This is a genomic window from Vibrio sp. MED222 (assembly GCF_000153005.1).
GTDB classification, from domain to species: domain Bacteria; phylum Pseudomonadota; class Gammaproteobacteria; order Enterobacterales; family Vibrionaceae; genus Vibrio; species Vibrio tasmaniensis_A.
Window position 1 is genome coordinate 327258 of the sequence record NZ_CH902607.1, and the last position, 19009, is coordinate 346266.

14 protein-coding genes are annotated in these 19009 nt (G+C 44.3%); 6 read left to right on the forward strand and 8 right to left on the reverse strand.

Going from position 1 to position 19009, the window contains the following annotated elements; translation table 11 throughout:
* Window positions 1-496 precede the first annotated feature (496 nt).
* From MED222_RS13380 to gnd, 5 genes are all read left to right on the forward strand, one after another.
* Entirely contained in the window at window positions 497-2152 is a 1656-nt protein-coding gene (locus MED222_RS13380; RefSeq protein ID WP_009846578.1) for a sensor histidine kinase, read from the forward strand.
* A gap of 69 nt (window positions 2153-2221) precedes the next feature.
* The gene (locus MED222_RS13375) at window positions 2222-2917 is read left to right on the forward strand and encodes a response regulator (RefSeq protein WP_009846579.1); all 696 of its coding nucleotides are present in this window, start codon (window positions 2222-2224) and stop codon (window positions 2915-2917) included.
* Window positions 2918-3354: 437 nt separating this feature from the next.
* Window positions 3355-4857 (forward strand): glucose-6-phosphate dehydrogenase, encoded by a 1503-nt coding sequence (zwf, locus tag MED222_RS13370; RefSeq protein ID WP_009846580.1) that lies wholly within the window; start codon window positions 3355-3357, stop codon window positions 4855-4857.
* Entirely contained in the window at window positions 4854-5570 is a 717-nt protein-coding gene (pgl, locus tag MED222_RS13365; protein ID WP_009846581.1) for a 6-phosphogluconolactonase, read from the forward strand. The genes zwf and pgl overlap by 4 nt, the downstream gene beginning before the upstream one ends.
* A 28-nt stretch (window positions 5571-5598) precedes the next feature.
* A complete protein-coding gene (gnd, locus tag MED222_RS13360; protein WP_004733587.1) occupies window positions 5599-7047 on the forward strand; it encodes a decarboxylating NADP(+)-dependent phosphogluconate dehydrogenase in 1449 nt (482 codons plus the stop codon).
* A 129-nt stretch (window positions 7048-7176) separates the two neighbouring features.
* On the opposite strand, the gene MED222_RS13355 is transcribed toward gnd, so the two are convergent.
* On the reverse strand, window positions 7177-8337 hold the full coding sequence (locus tag MED222_RS13355; protein ID WP_032555195.1) for an HD-GYP domain-containing protein: 1161 nt from the start codon (window positions 8335-8337) through the stop codon (window positions 7177-7179).
* Between the two features lie 423 nt (window positions 8338-8760).
* Between MED222_RS13355 and MED222_RS13350 the strand changes: the two genes are divergently transcribed.
* Window positions 8761-9174 carry a VF530 family DNA-binding protein gene (locus MED222_RS13350; protein ID WP_009846583.1) on the forward strand — a complete coding sequence of 138 codons (414 nt, stop codon included), beginning with the start codon at window positions 8761-8763 and terminating at the stop codon, window positions 9172-9174.
* Window positions 9175-9292: 118 nt separating this feature from the next.
* Here the strand turns inward: MED222_RS13350 and MED222_RS13345 are convergent, their stop codons facing one another.
* From MED222_RS13345 to MED222_RS13310, 7 genes are all read right to left on the reverse strand, one after another.
* Window positions 9293-9484 carry a hypothetical protein gene (locus MED222_RS13345; protein WP_009846584.1) on the reverse strand — a complete coding sequence of 64 codons (192 nt, stop codon included), beginning with the start codon at window positions 9482-9484 and terminating at the stop codon, window positions 9293-9295.
* Between the two features lie 278 nt (window positions 9485-9762).
* The gene (locus MED222_RS13340) at window positions 9763-10521 is read right to left on the reverse strand and encodes a sulfite exporter TauE/SafE family protein (RefSeq protein WP_009846585.1); all 759 of its coding nucleotides are present in this window, start codon (window positions 10519-10521) and stop codon (window positions 9763-9765) included.
* A gap of 195 nt (window positions 10522-10716) precedes the next feature.
* Window positions 10717-12237, reverse strand: coding sequence for a tripartite tricarboxylate transporter permease (locus MED222_RS13335; RefSeq protein ID WP_009846586.1), 1521 nt, complete (start codon window positions 12235-12237; stop codon window positions 10717-10719).
* 10 nt (window positions 12238-12247) lie between these two features.
* Window positions 12248-12748: a tripartite tricarboxylate transporter TctB family protein gene (locus MED222_RS13330; RefSeq protein WP_009846587.1), complete on the reverse strand. Its 501-nt coding sequence runs from the start codon at window positions 12746-12748 to the stop codon at window positions 12248-12250.
* A 245-nt stretch (window positions 12749-12993) separates the two neighbouring features.
* Window positions 12994-13965: a tripartite tricarboxylate transporter substrate binding protein gene (locus MED222_RS13325; RefSeq protein WP_009846588.1), complete on the reverse strand. Its 972-nt coding sequence runs from the start codon at window positions 13963-13965 to the stop codon at window positions 12994-12996.
* Between the two features lie 293 nt (window positions 13966-14258).
* Window positions 14259-17930: a response regulator gene (locus tag MED222_RS13315; protein ID WP_009846590.1), complete on the reverse strand. Its 3672-nt coding sequence runs from the start codon at window positions 17928-17930 to the stop codon at window positions 14259-14261.
* 32 nt (window positions 17931-17962) lie between these two features.
* Entirely contained in the window at window positions 17963-19006 is a 1044-nt protein-coding gene (locus tag MED222_RS13310) for a response regulator (protein ID WP_009846591.1), read from the reverse strand.
* Between the last annotated feature and the right edge of the window lie 3 nt (window positions 19007-19009).

Sequence of the window (19009 nt, forward strand, 5' to 3'; positions counted from 1 at the left end):
AGTCACCTCTGAGTTGTCTACCTGTCTGTCGCGTAAATAGAGATGTATGAATGAGGTTAGGTAGGTAACCTGTTTGTTCAACAATCGTAACGACGAGCGTGCAACTTTTAGTTATAGATACGTCCAGTGAGCGAAGGGTTGTTGCCTTTTTGTTAATCTAAATTTCGATTTAAAGCGCGGTCTGAAAATCATGACTTATGGCTTGGCAACAACGAACTTCTTCATATGCAACTATTATAATTGTATTTATTTTAAACAACCTAAAAAACACCTAAAAGCTTAGTGATCTAGCTCAATATTTATTCGTTTATTTTGCTTTTCAAGCTAATTCGTTCTAAAAGTGAACGATTAATCGAAGTGAATAACGTAAAGGGTTATCAATTAACAACCTGCTCAATTATTTAGTTGAGTAGCAGTCACAAATTCACGTACCTAGAAAGGTCATGCGATTAACTTGGTGTTAACATCATTCGTCTAACACTAGGGACGGTGGAATATGGAATGGAGCAGTATCAGTTTCCGTAAAAGGTTACTGATTATCATGACGGTCACTGGCCTTGTTGAGCTTTTGATACTCTCAGGTGCTGGTTTTTACTACATCAAACAATCTCAAGAGCAAGAGATGGGTTTGAAAGCGTTAGGTGTTGCTGAATTTCTATCTGAATCGCCACTTGTCACCAGCATTATTCAAGAAAATGGAACGTTGGATCCTAATGGCGTTCCCTACGTTCTGCCTGAAGAAACTCAAGTTAAATTTCGAAACCTTACCCAGCTCATTGGCGCGGCGTTTATCGTTGTGGGAGATGACAAAGGTATCCGCCTTATTCACCCTTATGATGACAGGCTCGGTAAACCAATGCGTGGTGGCGATAACCAAAAAGCGTTGGTATTGGGCGAGTCTTATGTGTCGACGGCTAAAGGTTCACTTGGCTTCTCTGTCCGTGGGAAATCCGCGGTTAAAGACCCACAAGGCACTGTCATTGGCGTGGTGTCGGTTGGCTACCTCTTAGATTCTTTACAAGATCGAATTGAACCTTACTTAGCCTTTTTGATTGTGATGGCCTTGCTGGTGGTTGCGGTTAATGCGGTGATTTCAAGCTATGTATCTCGTCGTTTTCAACGCGCTATTTTGGGTTTTGAGCCTGAAGAGATTGGCCGTTTATACGTAGAACTTGATGTGACCATGAGTACTGTGAAAGAGGGCATTTTAAGTATCGATAAGAGCGGTATTTTGCGTTCAATTAATAAGAGTGCCTGCGATATTTTATCGATAGACCGAGATAAAGCACTTAATCAACAGCGCCTTTCTGATGTATTGCCAGGCAGTGATTTAGAGCAGCTGTTATCAACGGGTGACACTGATCATGATGTTGAGCTGTACCTGAACAATAAGCGAATCATTGCTAATCGCAGCCCAATTATAGTGGCTGGTGAGGTGGTTGGGGCGGTATCCAGCTTCCGATTGCGAGATGAAATCAACGATTTAACAGACCAGCTCTCACAAACCAAAGAGTATGCTGATCTACTGCGTTCGCAAACCCATGAGCATCAAAATAAGCTAAACACCATTAGTGGCTTGATTCAAATGGGCGAGCTGGACTCTGTTCAACAATTGATTGGTCAAGAAACCGCTCATTACCAGAGCTTAATTGAGTTCTTAAGAGAGACGGTGAAAGATCCATTGATTGCAGGCATGCTTTTAGGCAAAACAGAGCGAGCTCGAGAGATTGGTTTGGAGCTTAAAGTTGAAGAGGGATCAAGGCTTGAGGCATTACCCGCTTGGTTAAACGCAGAGGATGTCGTGACGATTCTTGGCAACCTGATTGATAACGCGTTTGATGCCACCATGATGGCAATTAAACAAGAAGGGCCAATAGCACCAGCTCGTCGCGTAATCGATGTGTCGATCAGTGATTTTGGCAATGAAATCATAGTGGAAGTCGAAGACAAGGGCTGTGGTTTGCCGAAAGACTTGGCGACCAAAGCACTCACCGAAAAAGGCGTATCGAGCAAAGCGAAGCAGAACCGAGGTGTTGGTTTGTATCTCATTAAGCAACTTGCAGATCGTTATCAAGGGCAATTAGAAATGGTTGATAACCCTGATTTTGGGTCACGCATGACGGTGTATTTACCGAAAGAAGAACAACAATAATAATTAAGCACGAAGCGATCTTGCGAAGATCATCGTGACGGAAAAAGCATGGTTAAAGGAAGAACATAAATGAACGCAATCACGAGAGTCATGGTCATTGAAGATGATATTGCGATTGCAGAGCTTCACCATCGTTATTTAGAACAGATGGGAGGCTTTGATGTGGTCGGCATTGCCACAACACAGTCTGAAGCGCTGATGCAACTGGACATCCTAAAACCGGATTTGGTGTTATTGGATGTGTATCTGCCGGACGGGTGTGGGCTCGATATTCTTAATCACGTAAGAGGGAGCAATCAAGGCTGCGACGTTATCTTGATTACTGCTGCTCGAGATGTGGATACGCTGCAACAGGCGATGCGTGGTGGAGTCGTCGACTACTTACTGAAACCTGTGATGTTTCCTCGTTTGGAAGCGGCACTGAAAAAGTACCAATCGCAACAACAAGAATTTGAAAGTGTGTCTGATTTGAACCAAGGCTTGGTCGACAAGATGCTTCAAGCCAATGCCAAGGCAGACTCTCGAAAGGTTTCTACGTTACCTAAAGGGATCGATGGTGTAACGCTTGATAAAATTAGAGCTATTTTCCAACAAGCCGACATTGCTGATATTACAGCTGATGAGGCAGGTGAACGTATTGGAGCTAGTCGAACCACCGCTCGACGCTATTTGGAATTCCTTATCACGACTGGCGAGTTAGTGGCTGACTTAAATTACGGGTCAGTAGGTCGCCCAGAACGCTGCTACAACAAAGCTAGAAGATAGATTTAGCGACAACAAGTCACAAAGATAAACGCGATGCTATCAAATAAATATAAAGCCAGTTGAGTAAGCTGGTTTTGGTTTTTTCTCCCTTTCTTATTGCTCACTCCACCGACCAGATACCGTTCTTTCTTGACTACAATGTTTGAGAATGCCGATTTGCTTCTTCTTCCAGATAGAACAGCTGACTTATCGATTATAATTTGTTCGAAATCAGTCAATATTTAATCGATTGCTTTCACAGTGGTTGATGTAAATCAAATACTCATAGACAATACTGTCCCGAATAGAGGTGATAGCTTTCACCCTCGTTTACCAAACGCATTCTCAAGTGTAATAGGCACTCGCTATTGATGTAATAGCCAAGACCTATTATCTATTTTCGTATGTCGCTGATACCTTTGGCGAATACTAAAAACCTTGTTTTTATAGGAAAGATGATGGTAATACCTGAAAACAGCAGCATCGTTATTTTTGGTGCGTCGGGAGATCTAACTTACCGCAAGTTAATTCCTGCTTTGTACCACCTGTATGCTAGCAATCAACTTCCAGAATCCTTTGCGATTCTTGGAGTGAGCCGTACTGAGTACAGCGACGAGTCTTACCGTGAGAAGCTGAAGAAGTCTCTTCAGGAAATGGAAAAAACTGAGCCAGAGACGCTGAATGCATTTATTGAACATCTGCATTATCAAGCGATCAACACTTCAGATGTAGACGATTACGCTCGTCTAGCACAACGTCTGGATAAGCTTGAGCAAGACTACCAATTCGAAAACCATAACACATTGTTCTACTTGGCAACCCCGCCAAGCCTTTACGGTGTGATTCCAGCAAACCTTGCTGCACATGGCCTAAACGATGAGAAGAACGGCTGGCGTCGTCTGATTATTGAGAAGCCATTTGGTTACGATCTAGCATCAGCTCAAGCGCTGGATGAAGAGATCCATCATCACTTCCAAGAACACCAGATCTACCGTATCGACCATTACCTTGGTAAAGAAACGGTACAAAACCTTCTAGTGCTTCGTTTCTCAAACGCGATGTTTGAACCACTGTGGAACCGTAACTTCATTGATTACGTTGAAATCACAGGTGCTGAGTTCCTTGGCGTTGAAGAGCGTGGCGGATACTACGACGGTTCTGGCGCAGTTCGCGACATGTTCCAAAACCACCTGCTGCAAGTGCTAGCGATGGTAGGTATGGAGCCGCCTGCGCAAATTAACGCTGATTCTATTCGTGATGAAGTGGTTAAAGTGCTTCAGTGTCTGAAACCATTAGAAGAAGATGATCTGCGTAAAGACTTAGTATTAGGTCAGTACACAGCATCAGATGTTCGTGGTCAGCACCTACTAGGTTACCGCGAAGAGCATGGTGTAGCGGATGATTCTCGTACCGAGACTTACATCGGCTTGAAAGCTCACATCAATAACTGGCGTTGGAATGGTGTTCCTTTCTACGTACGTACAGGTAAACGCTTACCAACACGTGTGACTGAAATCGTGATTCACTTTAAGAACACGCCACACCCAGTATTTGGTCAAGATGCACCAGAGAACAAACTGATTATCCGTATCCAACCGGATGAAGGTATTCAGATGAGCTTTGGTTTGAAAGAGCCAGGTGCAGGCTTCAAAGCAAAAGAAGTGAAAATGAACTTCTCTTACTCTGACTTGCCTGAAACTCAGATGCTGACGGCTTATGAGCGTCTTCTTCTTGATGCACTGAACGGTGATGCGACTCTGTTTGCTCGTACTGATGCCGTAGAAGCATGTTGGAAGTACGTTCAGCCAATCTTAGACTTCAAGCAAGACCCTCAAGCACTGTTTGGCTATGCTTGTGGTACTTGGGGCCCACAGGAAGCCGATGAACTTCTGCAACGTGATGGCCGCGCATGGCGTTTCCCATGCAAAAACTTAACAGACACGGATTACTGCGAACTATGATCAATCACAAGATCTTTGCAACGCCTGAACTGGTTGTTGAAAACCTAGCAAATGAAATGAAAGCATACAGCGAGCAGGGCAAACCTGTTCACATTTCATTGTCTGGTGGCAGCACGCCAAAAATGCTTTTCAAGCTTTTAGCACAGGCGCCTTACGCGGAAGGTATTCAATGGAATAACCTTCACTTCTGGTGGGGCGACGAACGTTGCGTTGCACCAGACGACGCTGAAAGCAATTTCGGTGAAGCAAACGCACTGTTGTTTACTCAAGTAAACCTTCCTGCTGAAAACATCCACCGCATCCGTGGTGAAGATGAACCAAAAGCAGAAGCAGAGCGTTTCGCAAAAGAGATGGCAGACGTAATCCCAACAGAAAACGGCACGCCTGTATTCGATTGGATTCTGCTTGGTGTTGGCGCAGACGGTCACACAGCTTCACTATTCCCGGGTGCAACCAACTACCAAGATGAGAACCTATCTGTACTGGCTTCTCACCCTGAGTCTGGTCAAATCCGTGTTTCTAAAACAGCGAAAGTTTTAGAAGCAGCAAAACGAATCAGCTACCTAGTACTGGGTGCAGGTAAAGTTGAGATCGTTAAAGAAATTCATACAACTCCTGCTTCAGAACTGCCTTACCCGGCAGCGAAAATCCAGTCTAAAACTGGCGAAACAGAGTGGTTCCTAGATTCAAATGCAGCAAGTGCTATCGCATAAGTGCGAATAGCCGCAAGGAGATAAAATAATGAAAGGTGATATCGGTGTAATTGGCCTAGCAGTAATGGGTCAGAACCTTATCCTAAACATGAACGACCACGGCTTCAAAGTTGTGGCTCACAACCGTACTGCTGCTAAAGTAGACGAGTTCCTAGAAGGCCCAGCTAAGGGTACTAACATTGTTGGTGCTTACTCTCTAGAAGAGCTAGTTGAGAAACTAGAAGCGCCACGTAAAGTGATGCTTATGGTTCGTGCTGGTGACGTTGTAGATACGTTCATCGACAAGCTTGTACCACTTCTAGACAAAGGCGACATCATCATTGATGGTGGTAACACTAACTTCCCAGACACTAACCGTCGTGTTGCCGCTCTTCGCGAGAAAGGCATCCACTTCATCGGTACGGGTGTTTCTGGTGGTGAAGAAGGCGCTCGTTTCGGTCCTTCTATCATGCCAGGCGGTTCTCCTGAAGCTTGGGAAGCGGTTAAGCCTATCTTCCAAGGTATCTCTGCGAAAACTGACGCGGGTGAGCCTTGTTGTGATTGGGTTGGTAACGACGGTGCTGGTCACTTCGTTAAGATGGTTCACAATGGCATCGAATACGGTGACATGCAGCTTATCACTGAAGCATACCAGTTCATGAAAGATGGCCTAGGTATGAACCACGACGAAATGCAGGCTGTATTTGCTGACTGGAACAAAACTGAGCTAGACAGCTACCTAGTTGAAATCACTGCTGATATCCTTGGTTACAAAGATGAAGACGGTGAAGCGCTAGTTGAGAAGATCCTAGACACTGCTGGCCAAAAAGGTACGGGCAAATGGACAGGTATTAACGCACTAGACATGGGTATCCCACTGACTCTAATCACTGAGTCTGTATTCTCTCGTTGCCTGTCTGCACTTAAAGATCAACGTGTTGAAGCTGAGAAACTGTTCGGTAAGACTGTTGCTCCAGTTGAAGGCGACAAGCAAGAGTGGGTTGATGCAATCCGTCAGGCTCTACTTGCTTCTAAGATCATCTCTTACGCTCAAGGTTTCATGCTAATGCGTGAAGCGTCGAACGAAAACGGTTGGGATCTAAACTACGGTAACGTTGCTCTTATGTGGCGTGGCGGTTGTATCATCCGTTCTGCATTCCTAGGCAACATTCGTGATGCTTACGAAGCGAACCCAGAGATCGCATTCCTAGGTTCAGATGCATACTTCAAAGGCATCCTAGACAACTGCATGGGCGCTTGGCGTAAAGTTGCAGCTAAGTCTATGGAATCAGGCATCCCAATGCCATGTATGACTTCTGCACTAACGTTCCTAGACGGCTACACTACAGCTCGTCTTCCAGCGAACCTTCTACAAGCTCAACGTGACTACTTCGGTGCTCACACTTATGAGCGTACTGACCGTCCACGTGGTGAATTCTTCCACACAAACTGGACTGGTACAGGCGGCGACACTGCTTCTACAACTTACGACGTATAATCATTAGTTAGAATCAGTAAAGAACACGTTCGTTCTTTGAGCTGAAACTAGAAAACAAAAGGATGCCAATTGGCATCCTTTTTTGTTGGTTCGCGTTTTCTTTGGTCTACACAACCAAGGCGTTACAGTTCAAGCTGTCATGACGTGCGGTCGAACATCATCACTGTATTGTTCCCTAATTGCCATAAAGCCATCTAGGTTCTGTTTAAGAGCCACAACACACTCAGGGTCGAACATCGAACCCGAGTGAGCCTCAATGTAATCCATGACTTCATCGAGTGTCCACGCGTGCTTATAGGCTCTTTTGCTCATCAGCGCATCGAATACATCGGCTAATGTCACGATGCGTGCTTCGAGCGGTATCGCTGTGTTACTCAAAGCATCGGGCAACCCTGTGCCATCAAACCTTTCATGATGATGACGTACGATATTTTTAATGAATTGGATTTCCTCAGAACACATAGCGCTATGGCATGATAGGGTAACCACATTGTTAATCATTTCTTCACCGTACAAGGTGTGGTTGTCCATGACGGCTCGTTCTTCTTCATTAAAGCGTGCGCTACTGAATAGCACTTTATCTGGAATTCGATATTTACCTATGTCGTGAAAAGGTGCATACAGCCGAATTCGATGAATGAATTGGTGTGTAATTTCTTCCTTGCTGTGCGACAGAGTACGAGCAATGTGTTCACTGTATTTACCCATGCGAATGAGGTGCTCTTTGGTTTCTGGATCTCGAGCATGACCCATGTTTAAAGCAATCGCTAAAGAGGATTGAAAGTGACGTTGGCGCTCAAACCATTGAACGAAAAGGCTAGAGATCACTTGAGTGAGATAAGCGATATCACACTGGATGGTTTGGTTAGCAAAGAACCCCGCTGATGAAGCATTGATAAACACAAACCCAAGATTACTTTCTTGGTGATGAATAGGTGTTGTGTAACTGCTTTGATGACCGATATCGAGCAGGTGAGATATTTGTTTGGTTGGGCTAATGGTGGTGAGGTCGTGGATGATTCGAGTATCTAAAGACTCAGCCATTCTAGATAACGCTGATTCTGGCTTAAGTTCTTGTTCGATGTAGCGATGCTCGGCTTCTTGGCACAGAGTATCCGAAACAAAATAGTTCGATGCTCTATTTTCATTGCATAGCACGACCGAAAGCCTAGACAGAATGGGGTAATGTTCGCGAGCTAGCCGAAAGAGATCATCAACGATGGCGATAATGTCTTTATCTTGGGCGGCTACTCTGCTGATTTGGGAGTAGTCAAACATGGTCAAAGCCAACCTTTATTTATAGTTATATCATTGTTTAATATCATTATTAGTAGGTTTCTATACCACTTCTAACATAGCACCTCGCTGTTAATTAGCAACACTGCGTTCTAATAAGTTTAAATTCCATTGATAAAGTAGGGATATTTCATTCTTCTATCATGGTTTTTGTTAACTTGAGCTAGTTTGGTGGATCTTTAAGACAGACCCTTTTTAGTAGGGGCGGCTGTATTACACGCAACATCAGGATGGTAAGTGACCATATTAAAATTAAATTGAAAGATAAATAGGATAACGAGCATGCTTTATGCCATCATAAAGGCATAGATAAGGGCAATGGATGATATGCCCAAATGATTGAGCTAGAAGCGGTCAGTGATGACGGTGTTCTAGAGTAAATTCAAGGCCTTTAGTTGCCTTGGAAAAGGTAATGTTATGACTGAAGAAGAAAGAATCGAACTGCAACAAAACAACCCACTGCATGGCTTAAAGCTTGAAACTATGATCAACGAATTAGTGGATCATTACGGTTGGGAAATTTTGGATGCAGCAATGCGCATGAACTGCTTTAACACTAAGCCGACAGTAGCAAGTGCCGTTAAATACTTGAAGAAAACAGAGTGGGCTCGTGAGAAAGTAGAGAATTTCTACCTTTACCGTTTCAAGCGCATGCCTAAAGCTTCTGATATCGAATACCAGATGCCTCCGCGTTCACGTACATTCCGTCACGGGTTACAACCTCGTGAGCCAATGGAATTAACGGTTGAATCGATTCTAGCATCACAAGCTAAAGCAGCGTCAGCATTTAAAGAGCGTCGTGGCGGCAACGGTCGTAACTTTCGTCGTTAATAGAAATGCGTCGCTAGATAAGCCGTCGAAATAGCCTAATCAGCTAAAGCGATAAGCATAAAATACAAAAGGAGCCTAAGTGCTCCTTTTTTAATGCGTGTCGCTTTAGTCGTTCGCCTTAAGCTTCGCGGTTCTTTCTTTGATTCTTCCAAAGGTCAACGCCATAGACAATAGCGCTGATCAATAAGAATAGCGCTGACACAGAAAACAGAGCGGGCATTTTTAGAATCCACGCGAATGTGGCAGCAAGAAAAGCGACAAAGCAAATGAGTCGACTTGATGACATGACATGACCGAGTTTAATGTTCATAACGCCTCCTAATGAAGTCTCACTTTCGACAGGAGAATTATCCCACCTTTGGCAAAATAAAGGCTAAAAAACAGTCTAAATTGTTATCAAATTTGCTAATTAAAGGGCTCGTCTCACACATTTTGGCTTGGTTATTTTATGGTTCATAAAATAACCCATGATGGATTTAAGGTTTCTTTGACACCTCTTCAATGCTTAACGATTTACGTTGTGTTTTGCTAACGAAAACCGTGATTGCAGCACGAAGTAGTTCGAGTAAAAGCTAGTTGGTATAGAACCTAGTTAGCATAGAAGAAGTAAGCGGTGATCAAAAAGCTCGCAATGATCACTGTGGTGCGAACATATTGTTGTGGGATACGACGAGAAACTTTTGCTGAATAGTAACCACCGACTAATGTCCCAAACAAAACGGCCATGCCTGACGGCCAATCAATCGAACCATTCACAACAAAGAACACGATTGCCGCGAGTGATGCGCATGCCGATACCAACAATTTGATGCCATTCATCACGTTGATATTGGTATACCCTGCCAGTGCCAAGTAGCTCAATGTCACAATGCCTAAGCCTGCATTAAAATAACCACCATAAACACACACGATCAAAAGCAATACAGCTGAAAAGAACGCGCCTGCGCTGGTGGCGTGCTTATGTTTAGCTGTTACTTTTTTGAGCCATTTGTTGAGTGTGCCACCAAAGGTAAAAAGTAGAGCGGCGAACAGTAATAACCAAGGGACGGATTGGGTAAATAGCGCTTCTGGCGTGTGTAGTAGTAAAAATGCACCAATGCCGCCGCCAATTATACATAGCCCGACAACGAGTTTGAGTTGTTTGGTGCCAGATTGGATTTCATGGCGCAGTGCGTAAGCACCACTGATGTAACCAGCGCATGAAGCAAAGGTATTGGTCGCGTTGGCCGCAATCGGAGGGACGCCTGCGAATAACAAAGCGGGGAAGGTGATGAAGCTGCCTCCTCCTGCAATGGAATTCAACACGCCACCAATCACACCTGACAAGAATAGAATCAACCAATCCATAGTTTTAGAATCCAATGCGTTAAATGATGAATCACCTTACTTGATTTTGTTATTAATATCAGGGATATGTGTTTTTCAGGAGTCGGATTGTGAGTTTGCTACCATCTTAGAGCTGTGGTTTTTTGAAATGACTGATACGAAAAAAGGAGCCTGAGGCTCCCTTTATTTCGTTTTGTTTTCTAGGCTAAGCCAAGTTTATACTTCAACAGGCTTTGCTCTAAAGCTCTTGAACAGCTTAACCAGAATAGGACTAGATAGAACCAATACCGCTAAAATGGTGAAGGTCATTGTGATAGGGCGTTCCCAAAGGAAGCTGAGTTCACCATCACTGATCATCAATGCACGTCGTAGGTTCTCTTCCATTAATCCACCAAGGATAAAACCTAGTAGTAATGGGGCAAGTGGGAAGTTGGCCAGCCTTAACGCTATCGCCGCCATTGCCACAATTAGCATCACAAACACATCCATCGTGTTGAAAGACACCAAGTACACGCCTGTGATTGAGAAGAAAATAATCATTGGCAGTAGTACCGTTCTTGGTACCGCTAGCAGTTTAGAGATGTAAGGGATTAAAGGCAGATTCAAGATAACCAGCACGATGTTGCCAAAGTACATCGAGATAATCACCGACCAGAATACATCTGGGTGCTCAACGAACAAGCGAGGACCGGGTTGGATGCCATAAGCGATGAGTGCACCAAGCATAATTGCTGTAGTACCAGAGCCCGGAATACCGAGTGTCAGTAGCGGAACGAATGAACCACTCGAAGCTGCATTATTTGCTGATTCAGGAGCCACAAGACCACGAATACTGCCTTTACCAAACTCTTTCTGCTTGTCTTTTGGTGCTAGGCTGCGTTCCATGCCGTAGCTTAAGAAAGCTGCGATAGTCGCGCCAGCACCCGGAAGCACGCCAGTGAAGAAGCCAAGAATTGAAGAACGAATCGAAACGGGCGCGACTTCTTTGAACTCTTCTTTGGTCACTTTCATGCTGCCAATATCGGCCATCTTTTGGCTTTCTTCGCCGCTGGTGTCTTTCTCTGGTTTCAAAATACCCATTAAAGTCTCACCTAAAGCGAATGTTGCCATAGCAAGAAGTAGGAAACTAAAGCCATCCATTAGGTCTGTTAGGCCAAACGTGAAACGCTCAACACCAACGCCTTTGTCGATACCAACAGTAGATAACATCAAACCAAGAATGGTCATCATCCATGCCTTTATTACCTGACCTGGGCCTGCAAAAGCCGCTACAGCCGATAGACCTAACAACATCAATGCAAAGTAGTCTGACGACTGGAAGCTCAATGAGACACTTGCTAGAGCCGGTGCTGCAATCAAAAGCATGATTGCTGACAGCGTACCGCCAGTGAAAGAAGAGTAGGCTGCTAGTGCCAACGCTTTACCTGCTTGGCCTTTTTGTGCCATTGGGTAGCCGTCGAATGCGGTTACTACCGTTGAAGAACAACCTGGAGCATTGATTAAGATTGATGACGTTGAGCCCCCAAATACTGCGCCGTAGTACACACCTGCCATTAAGATTAAGCCAGAAGAAGGATCTAGGCCGTATGTAATCGGGATCATCAACGCGATTGCTGAAATTGGACCTAGCCCCGGAAGCATACCGATAAAGGTACCCACGAAGCAGCCCACAATTACCATCATGATGTTCATTGGCATCACAGCGGTCGAAAGTCCTTGTAAAATTCCGTCTAACATAATGTTATCCCTACCAAAGAGTGAAGATTAAGCCAGGCTCTAGGTAGATATCTAAGCCTTGAGTTAATAATAAAAAGAACGCGATAACGAAAGGAAATGACGCGCCAAATAAAATAGATTTACGGCGCTCACCCAATAGGTAAAAGCCAGCAAGCAAGAAGAAGCTGGTTGCTAAAACAAAGCCAAGATAAGTCAGTCCAACACCGTACAAAGCCATTAACACTAAAAAACCAATGAGCAGCTTCCAGTTCAACGGCGTGGTGTCGCATGAAACCTTCTGGTCCGGTTGTCCTGTAACTAGTAGGATCAACGACAGGCCGATGCCGATAAACGTTAATAGGGTAGGTAAAGTTCTTGCAGTGAAGGGTTCGTACTCGTCACCGGGGAACAAAGGAATTAGCGTGGTTTGGTAGCCATAGCACAAGCACGCCAGCATAAAGATCATGGCTCCGATGCGATCCTTTGAAAGCAAAGATTCCTTACTCAGAAATTTGGTTGGTAAGTCCGACATATCCAACTCCATTTGGGGTGGTATAAATAGTAAAAAAGCCGTACATGAGCGAGTCAATGAAATGTCTGGGATCACTAACCAAAGGTAAGCGAATTACGGTACTGGTTTATCAGCCACTTGCGTTTACAACGAATCGGCAAGCGTTAGTAATACGTCTACGAATAAACAAAGGAGTTTGAAGTTAACTCATGTACGGCGAAACAAGGAAAGAGTAAGAGGGCACATAGACCCTCTATGGTTGTTGGTTATTTCAAGAAACCAAGCTCACGCATTAGGTCGCCCATCTGTTTTTCTTGGTCTTCTAGGAAGGCGTAAAAATCTTTGTCAGCTTTGTAGTTGTCAATCCAACCGTTACGGTCACGAACCACTTGCCATTCATCGGTCTTGTACATCTTGCCTAGAGCTACATTCCACTCGTCGATTTTCGCTTGGCTAGTGCCAGGTGCCGCGAAGAAGCCACGCCAGTTAGCAAATACTGTTTCGTTGCCGTACTCAGTTAGTGTTGGGATGTTTGGTGCCGCATCAAGACGTTTTGGTGCCGTTACTGCCAATACTTTTACTTGGCCTGATTTAGACATTTCTAGCACTTCACCAAGGCCTGTCGAAAGCAGTTGTGTTTCGCCAGAAAGCAGTGCCGCCATCGCTTTACCGCCAGCATCGTAGGCAATGTAACGTACTTTCTTCGCATCAAAACCTTCGCCTTTGAACGCTGCCGCCACAACAAGGTGATCCATGCTGCCTCGAGCCGAGCCGCCTGCAATTTTCACTTTACGTGGGTTGCTTTCGAATTCTTTTACTACATCTTCCCAAGTGTTGTACTTCGAATCCGCAGACGCAACGATTGCGCCATAGTCGGCAATAGTTGCTGCAACTGGTGTTAGGTCGCGGAAAGATTGTGGGAAGATCCCCGTTAGTGAACGAACAACGATAGGCGTTGAGTTCACCATCAGCGTGTCTTCTTGACGTTGAGCCGTCTCGATTAGGTGTGCAATGGCTTTACCGCCGCCACCACCAGATAGGTTTTGGAAAGAGACATTTTCTACGATGTCGGATTTCACTAATACATCACCCGTACCACGAGCTGTCATATCCCAACCGCCGCCAGCGCCGCCAGGGATTAGGAAGTGGATTTTTTCTACGTCAGCAGCAAAAGTGTTAAAAGAAAAGGTTGCTGCGATGATAGAAGCCGCAAGAGTAGGTTTCAGTGCCTTGAACATGGTTCACGTTCCTTATGTAGGGGATCTCTTCAATGGAGAGAAACTTATGTTTTATATCCAGCTACTAAATACACGAATAGGGTGTTGCTTAGTAGATGACGTTAAAGTTAACGATGTGTTAACGAATTGTCTTCAATGCGGCGATATTGAGGATAAAGAACATTGGGTGAATAAAGTTCATAAAGTTCATGGGGAGGTGAGGATGTCTTAACTGTTGGAGACAGATGAAAAAAGAGAGCCGCTTGGGCTCTCTTTAACAGTTTGTAACTTATGACATATTTAGTGTTTCTCGATCATGATGAACTAGCCAGCGTTGAGCCTTTTAGAAGTTCAGTCGCGCTATCGAAGTCGAACTCCTCGAGTGTGCTTTCCAACCTTTTAAACTCCGAAGGTGTTAGCCCAACCACAGAACCGTCCTCAATGTTAAGAACGATGTTGAGAGCTTCGGTGTCATCATTGGATACCGCTTCTAATAATTGGCCGTATAGTTCAGTACTTGGCTGATTAGGCGATGTCTCCGGTTTTGCTTGCTGGCCACGTGTATTCTCGGTGGCGACTGTTGTGTGGAAGATCGAGTTAGCGATCTCTTGGCTGAGTTCAATCGTGGTTTTGATGACCTTTTCTTTTAGGTCGTCATCGGTGATTTCGGATTCTAGGTTTTCACATAGACTACGCAAGTTGTTAGCCCCGAGGTTACCAGCCACACCTTTGAGAGTGTGCAAGTAACGTTGTTGAGCACTATTTGATAGTTCGACAGTTAAGGTGCTTTTGTCAGAGTAGGCTTCAACAAATCGTTTCAATAGCTTCGTGTATAAGGTGTGATTGTTGCTCGCTCTCATTAATCCCATGTTGGTATCAAGACCGTCAATGACAGGTAACGCCTCGGGTGCTTTTTCTGCGTTGTTTTCTTCTTGTAGAATCTTGGTGGACTCTTGCAACGAAACATTAAATTGCACAGGGTTAGACGGTGACACCCAATTGGCTAAGGTCGCGAACATCGAGCCGACATCAATCGGTTTAGCGATAATGTCAGTCATCCCACAGTTGAGTGCTTTTTCTTTATCCCGCTCCATCACGTTTGCTGTCATCGCAATGATTGGGGTTTGTGTGTCTTTTATCTTGTTACGAATATGCAGGGTTGCTTCGTAACCGTCCATCACTGGCATTTGGCAATCCATCAAAATACCATCGAAAGGTACGTCGTCAGTTATGGCTTGTTGATAAAGATCTATCGCCTGCTGACCATTCTCGGCAATGGTGACTTTAATTTGTTGCCCCTCTAAAAGCTCTGTTGCGAGCTCTTGGTTTATCTCATTGTCTTCGACCAGCAAGATGTTAGCTCCGGCCAGTTGTTGGACGTTAGCGAGTTGATTTTGTTGTTCTAATTCGCTGCGAGATACGCGGTCTGAGTCGAGTCCATAGAGTGAAACAATAGAGTCATAGAGATGAGATGAGGTGATTGGCTTGTCTAGAATACTCGGTACTTCAAAGCCTCTTTGTTCTATGAGTTCAGCAAGCTCTTCTCGGTCGTATGCGGTCAGCATCATGATTTTAGGCATTGTGAGCTGCTGCCCATTTTTGAGCTCTGCTAGTAAGTCTACGCCATCTCGCTTAGGCATCTTCCAGTCGGAGATTACCAAATCAAATGGCTTGTTCTGAGCGTCAGCGGTATGTAACTCAATAAGAGCTTCATCAACGGATGAGCTCAGTGTTGGTGTCAGCTTTAGTGATTCTAGGATATCGCCTACGATCAAGCGGGCGCTGGAGTTGTCATCGACGACTAACACTTTCAAATTGTTAATTGATGCAGGTACGACAACACGGTGTTGCTGAATAGAATGACTAACGCGAGTAGCAATAGTAAACGAAAAGGTCGAGCCTTTGCCAAGCTCCGTTGAGACATGAATATCCCCTCCCATCAGTTGGCTGAGCTCTTTACTGATGGCAAGGCCTAAGCCTGTACCGCCATATTTCCGAGTGGTTGAGCTGTCAGCTTGAGTAAATTTGGTGAACAGCTTACTGGCTTGCTCTTGCTTCATGCCGATACCACTGTCAGAGACTGCAAAGTTCAATTTGATGTCATCGCCTTGTCTTTCTGCTACTGAGATTGAGATCTTCACTTCGCCTTTTTCGGTGAATTTGACGGCATTGTTACTTAGGTTAATCAGTATTTGCCCAAGTCTCAAAGGGTCACCAATAAGGTTGGTTGGCACGTCTCTATCTACTTGAATGAGCAGCTCTAAACCTCGATCTGAAGCTCGTAAGCCAACCAAGTTAGTAATATTGTCGAGTACATTCTCAAGTTGGAAGTCAACTTTCTCAATGTCGAGCTTTCCAGCTTCAATTTTCGAGAAGTCGAGAATGTCATTGATTAGCCCGAGTAGGGTGTCAGAAGAGAGCTTAACTTTGTGGATATAGTTACGCTGAGCCTTGGTCAAATCGGTTTTCAATGCGAGGTAACTCATACCAATGATGGCGTTCATTGGTGTACGAATTTCATGGCTCATATTAGCTAAGAAATCGGATTTTGCATGGTTCGCTGCATCGGCTTCATCCCGTGCAGCAGCTAGGCTGTGCGTGAAGGTTTCTAAAGCTGAATGCGCTTTGTTGGCGAGCAAACCCATCAACAAAATAATGACGAAGAAAATCAAACCTCCTACGGCCAAATGGGAGGTTACACTAGATGAATCTTTGACATTGACGCTTTCTGCTAAGTGGCGCTGAGAAATAAAATCTCGCAGTGCTAAGAAGCTTTTATCCATTGCTTTGAGTAATTGATGGCCTCGAATTTGTGAACTGACTAACTCAGTGAATTGCGATTCATAGACGCTGATATGGTCGTCAAAGGCAGTAATTTTTACCTCTGGTGCGTACAAGGCAATCAGTCGTTGTGCGTTGCTTGATTTAGATTGCATCTCATTGATTACATGTGACACTTTGTCGGCGATGAGCTTCTGTTCCTTTGAATTTGCGAGCAGAAAATCTCGGTTGAATCTATTTGAACGACTCAGTAGTGTGCGAATCGCCAATAGGTCTTGACCTATGAGCAGTTGGGAAGATAGTTCTGCTTGAGATTGAGAAATGAGATGATTCAGTTCTGCGACTTGGATCTGTTTAGCTTGATAGAGTAATCCAACCGAACGCGAAAATTCAGAGCCGCTCAAAGTGACTTGATTGATGAGCGAGGCTGTTAACTTTTTAGAAGAGACCGGTACGCCTTGAAGTTGAACTAAGTTGGTGTAATAGCGATTTTTTGCCTTTTCAACAATCTCTAAACGTTGTTGTCCTTTGTCATCTAAAATTTGAGCGTGTAATTCGGTAATCAACTGTGAAGCCTTTTGCATCTCAACCTTGACCTGTGAGTAGGTCTTTAGGTTTCCGTCGAGCAAATATTCTTTTTCAAGGTTTTGTATATTAACGGCGAGAGTCGCGAGTTGACTTGTTTTTAAGGCATCGTTAGTCAATTCTTCGCTAGTTAATCGCAACCCTCGAATATTTTGACTGTTTTGATTAATGGCTTGATTGTGCAAATCTCTCATCTCTCGCAATAGCTCGGTCGCGGCATTAGATCGTTCATCCATTAGCGCTCGGGTAGATTGATTCAACTCAATAAGCCCGACATATTGCTTGAATTGAATCAAATATTCCGTGAGTAGATTGCTCGGAAGTGATTCCGCATATTGATTGGCATAATCGTCGGCTAAACTTATAGTTTGCTTTGCTTCTTGATTAAAGTTGGCAATGACTTTTTCGTTATAGTCGTTACTGAAAGACAACTCGTAAACACGCAGTTTATCGAGGGAGGTCAATAGTCGAGTACTAGAAGCGTACTGTTCGACACCGATGAAGCGATCGTTGAGATTGATCCAAGCGCCCACTGCGACGGAAAACACAACGACAGCCGCAACGAGAAAAGAGATTAAGATTATTTTGGAATCAGTAGCAAATCTTGAAACAGTATTCATAAAGTACCTGTATTGATAAAGTACCAGCGAACTTAGTGTTCTGGTTCATCAGAAAAAGAGTCTTTGATCGCTAACATCTCGTCGAGCTTATTTATGAAGATAGGCACTAAGTTAGGGTCAAAATGATGGCCAGCTTGTTCTTGAATCAGCTCAATCGCTTTTTGAATAGGCCAAGCTTTTTTGTATGGGCGTTCGCTAGTCAATGCGTCGAATACGTCGGCAATCGCTACAATTCGCGCGCTGAGAGGGATATCTTCACCGGATAGCTTGTGAGGGTAGCCGCTACCATCCCATTTTTCATGATGATATAGCGCAATTTCTTGGGCGAGTTTTAGTAGTTTGGAATCGTTATCACCAATGATGTCCCCACCAATGGTGACGTGTGTTTGCATGATTGCCCACTCTTCAGCATCCAGCTTTCCTGGTTTGCCTAATATGGAATCAGGGATACCAATTTTCCCTATGTCATGCATTGGTGCGGCTTGGAATAGTAGCTCAACCCACTCTTCGTGCACGTCTAACTGCTGAGCCAGAATTTTCGAGTAGCAACTCATTCTTACAACGTGCATTCCCGTTTCATTGTCTTTGTACTCTGCTGCACGACCGAGTTTGCGAATAATCTCCAATCGACTCATTGCCAGAGCTTCCGTTCTCTGCCTTACTTTGCGAGAAAGTGCCAAGTTTTGGTCGTAGAGGGAGATTTGCGTGACAACACGAGCTTTCACAATAGGTGGGCTAACTGGTTTAGTGATGTAATCAACAGCGCCTAGCTCAAAGCCCATTTGTTCATCGACCATATCGGTTTTCGCGGTAACAAAAATTACAGGGATATTGGCGGTGACTGGATCATTTTTAAGTCGGCGACACACTTCATACCCATCCATTTCTGGCATCATTATATCGAGCAGGATCAGGTGTGGTTTTGGATGTGAAGAGGCAATCTTTAATGCTTTTTGACCTGATGTCGCAGCTTTAATTTTAAAGTCTTCATTGAGGATACCTGACAGGGTGTGGATGTTGTCTGGGATATCATCAACAACCAGAATAATGGGTTTATCTGTCGTAATTTGATTCATTTT

Excerpts from the sequence above, each read along its gene's own strand:
- MED222_RS13380 (WP_009846578.1), top strand. The coding sequence starts at position 497 with ATGGAATGGAGCAGTATCAGTTTCCGTAAAAGGTTACTGATTATCATG.
- MED222_RS13375 (WP_009846579.1), top strand. The coding sequence starts at position 2,222 with ATGAACGCAATCACGAGAGTCATGGTCATTGAAGATGATATTGCGATT.
- zwf (WP_009846580.1), top strand. The coding sequence starts at position 3,355 with ATGGTAATACCTGAAAACAGCAGCATCGTTATTTTTGGTGCGTCGGGA.
- pgl (WP_009846581.1), top strand. The coding sequence starts at position 4,854 with ATGATCAATCACAAGATCTTTGCAACGCCTGAACTGGTTGTTGAAAAC.
- gnd (WP_004733587.1), top strand. The coding sequence starts at position 5,599 with ATGAAAGGTGATATCGGTGTAATTGGCCTAGCAGTAATGGGTCAGAAC.
- MED222_RS13350 (WP_009846583.1), top strand. The coding sequence starts at position 8,761 with ATGACTGAAGAAGAAAGAATCGAACTGCAACAAAACAACCCACTGCAT.
- MED222_RS13345 (WP_009846584.1), bottom strand. The coding sequence starts at position 9,484 with ATGAACATTAAACTCGGTCATGTCATGTCATCAAGTCGACTCATTTGC.
- MED222_RS13340 (WP_009846585.1), bottom strand. The coding sequence starts at position 10,521 with ATGGATTGGTTGATTCTATTCTTGTCAGGTGTGATTGGTGGCGTGTTG.
- MED222_RS13335 (WP_009846586.1), bottom strand. The coding sequence starts at position 12,237 with ATGTTAGACGGAATTTTACAAGGACTTTCGACCGCTGTGATGCCAATG.
- MED222_RS13330 (WP_009846587.1), bottom strand. The coding sequence starts at position 12,748 with ATGTCGGACTTACCAACCAAATTTCTGAGTAAGGAATCTTTGCTTTCA.
- MED222_RS13325 (WP_009846588.1), bottom strand. The coding sequence starts at position 13,965 with ATGTTCAAGGCACTGAAACCTACTCTTGCGGCTTCTATCATCGCAGCA.
- MED222_RS13315 (WP_009846590.1), bottom strand. The coding sequence starts at position 17,930 with ATGAATACTGTTTCAAGATTTGCTACTGATTCCAAAATAATCTTAATC.
- MED222_RS13310 (WP_009846591.1), bottom strand. The coding sequence starts at position 19,006 with ATGAATCAAATTACGACAGATAAACCCATTATTCTGGTTGTTGATGAT.